The organism is Methanocalculus sp. (genome assembly GCF_029762515.1).
Classification (GTDB): Archaea; Halobacteriota; Methanomicrobia; order Methanomicrobiales; family Methanocorpusculaceae; genus Methanocalculus.
The window spans coordinates 1-3,280 of the sequence record NZ_JARVGN010000267.1; the positions used below are offsets into that span (position 1 = coordinate 1).

The window sequence follows — 3,280 nt, forward strand, 5'->3', positions numbered from 1 at the left end:
ACTTTTAGTGTGTTTTTTATTACAATCAAGATGTTATGCCTTTCAAATACAATTTCAACTTCAAATATCTCTCTCCACTAACCCAAATTCCGAATAAAATGAAATCTTATAAAAATGAGAGAACCAACAAACAGGTGTAAGAAGGGTATGTTTAATGTCACTTACAGAATTTGTGAAGTTGAATCACGTTAAAAATAAATTCGAATTTGAGTTTAATAATCCATATAAGGATAGAATTAAGATTTATCGCAGATCCAAAGAAAAAGGCCCTATACTCAAAGAGAATGTGGGTATTTCTATCGTTGGTATTGAGGGAGAAATTAATCTAATTTGTGATAGTTTTGGCAGAAAAAAGCCGATATTCTCCTTTGAAGATTTAATTGGATTTTTTACCTATCACAAATACTCGAATACCCTTTGCTGGTTTTATTGTTCTGGATCAGATTTTGAATCTATAGTGAAATATCTGCCTGCACAACATCTGAACGACCTACTTTCCACAAATGAAATCGAATATTACGCATATAAGATTCTATTCCTGGAGAACAGACATATTTTTATTAAAAATGTCAATACCAACTATACTTATAAAATTTATAACTTATTTCCTCTTTTCAATCCAAATTTGGATGCAAATGCGGATAAATTCTTAAAAAACGAAAATCTGGATACAATTGATAGAACAAACCGTTTTATCGATGATGAATACTGGGATGAAAATTATGACGATATTGTTGAAAATTGCAAAAATCGGGCAAAGTTGGTAAAAGAATTCGCAGATTATTACACAAAGAAGAATGAACAAAAGTCTACTCAATATATTCGCCCAAAAATAGTTCATGAACCGAAGACGCCCAATTCTCGCGAAGTGGGTACGGCATTTGATTATCTGTTGCGGTTTGTCCTCAAAGCAGAAAATCCATCGGCCATCACTCATCGATGGGTTGCATATCGCTCTCTTGAATCGCTGGAGGGAAATGAAAAAGAACGGGCCATCTCATTATTAATTGAATCTGAAGAGCTTTACTCTTCTTTTCTTGAAACCAAGGAAATTAACGATGATCTGATTAAGTCTACGTTGTATTTAGCAAAATTGGAGGCAGTATACAGGAGCGGATTCTCTCTTCAAGAAATTGGATTAGCAATCGATTCTCGAGACATTACTGATTTAAGAAATCTCATTAACGGTGTCCCAAAAGAATTGATAATCGCGAAAAAGTGTTGTATATTAAATCCAGGATTTGGGATCGCAGATAACTTAACTCGAGGGGCTGATGCGGATCTGCTTATTGACAATACCTTCATTGATATCAAAACAACAAAAGATCATAATTTTTCAAACCGCCAGTTTCATCAATTAATGGGATATGTTGTTCTTCAGCAACTTGGACTTTTATACTTGAATAATATCCACAAAGTCGACGCCATTGGGCTATTTGACGATATGGCTGAAGAGAAATTTAACCTGATCTTCGAAAAGGATTTGGCCTTCCTGAATGCCAAAATCGAGAAAATTGGAATATATTTTTCTCGTTTTAACCAGCTCTTCACACTGGATCTCAATGAAATTGTGCCTGAAGGGAAGATTAATTGGGAACTTCTAGCTTGGTTTGAAAAGGAAGCACACAGGCACTACAAACCAACTTCGATTAAAAAGTATTTTGGAAAAATTATCGAGAGAAAATTAAGATCAAAGAAAGTCACTATTGACGAATTGTTACACCCGGACGTACGTAACTAATCAATGTGATGCTTACCCAACAACACCTTTTATTGGATTTCCCCTGATAATTCCCTGAAATAGGCAACGGAGTAATAATATCCTCTCTTAACCAAAAAAACGCTTGAAAATTCTTAAGAAAACAGTTTTATTGTCGCAACCACTTCTCATTTATTTGAGGATTATGCAGATAAGTAATATTTTGTCCAGCGTTCAGACATTCGATGTTGTTTTGCCTCAGTTCCAGCGCGAATACGTCTGGTCCAAGGAGGATGCAAAACAACTTATCATATCCCTTTTTAAAAATTATCCTACCGGGAGCCTTCTATTTTGGAAAGCGAGTGGTGAAAATATCCCGGAGCTGAAAGGAATCAAAGTTAATAGGAGCAACATCGGTCTCACTAGTGTCATCCTCGATGGCCAGCAGAGAATCACGACGTTGTATTTGCTGATTAAAGGAGAAATTCCCCCCTATTACGATGAGCATGATATCACCAATGATCCCAGGAATCTCTATTTTAATCTCGAAACCGGCGAATTCCAGTATTTCATGAAAACGAAGATGCAGGACAATCCTCTCTGGCAGAAAGTGACGGATTGCTTCGATTCATCGAAAGTGAACGCAGTAGACATCACAATGGAATACGGGAAAAAAGTAAATGATGGAATTGAAAACTGGGGGAATAATTCGCTCGATACAAATTTGCTCTCAAAAGTGAACAACAATCTCATCCGCCTGCAAAACATTCGAAATATTGAATATCATATCCAGATTGTCCCTTCCGAGGCAAGGATTGATGAAGCAATTGATGTTTTTGACCGGGTAAATTCCCAGGGGACAAAACTCACCGACGCAGAGCTCGTTCTGACCCATATTACAGGGAAGTGGCCTGATGCACGGAGCGTTATCAAGGAAAAGATCCAAAAGTTGGAGGCAGAAGAATATCACCTTGAACTTGACTTTTTCACGCGATGCATGGTCATCGCTCTCACAGATTCCGCCCTGCTCAACAAGAACTCTAAATTGAACTATGACAGATTTACCAAAGAGGATTATATCAAAGCATGGAACAAGATCAGCAAATCGGTCGATTATCTGGTCCCAATTTTAAAGCACGAAGGCCTCTACACGAGCACCTCTGATATGTCCACCAATTATGTGCTTATTCCATTGATTGCCTATCTTCTCAAGAAGGAGAAATTCACAGAATCAATGAAATATGGATTTCTGTATTGGATGAACCTCGCCCAGATCTGGTCAAGGTATAGCGGTCAGACGAACGAACGGCTCGATAAGGATGTGCACCATGTTTCAACAAGTCTGTCGACGATCGAAGACATGGTACGTGAAATTGAGGATATGAGAGGAAGGATTGAAGTTAAGTCTGCAGACCTGGAAGGTCGTGGGGCAAACCACCCTCTCTATCGGATGCTCTATGTGGTGACCAAGAACAAAAAAGCGATTGACTGGGCGAATGGCAGCCCCATTCAGGGTGTGATCGGCGATATATACAGCATTCAGAGTCATCACATCTTCCCGCAAAATTTCCTCTATAAGAA

Annotated in this window: 2 protein-coding genes; both read left to right on the plus strand. The window is 38.1% G+C overall.

Going from position 1 to position 3,280, the window contains the following annotated elements; genetic code table 11:
- The first annotated feature begins 154 nt into the window (after window positions 1-154).
- Window positions 155-1,741 (plus strand): hypothetical protein, encoded by a 1,587-nt coding sequence (locus tag QCH34_RS09390; protein ID WP_300333261.1) that lies wholly within the window; start codon window positions 155-157, stop codon window positions 1,739-1,741.
- A 163-nt stretch (window positions 1,742-1,904) separates the two neighbouring features.
- Window positions 1,905-3,280, plus strand: a 1,376-nt coding sequence (locus QCH34_RS09395; protein WP_300333264.1) for a DUF262 domain-containing protein, incomplete at its 3' end; no start/stop codon positions are given.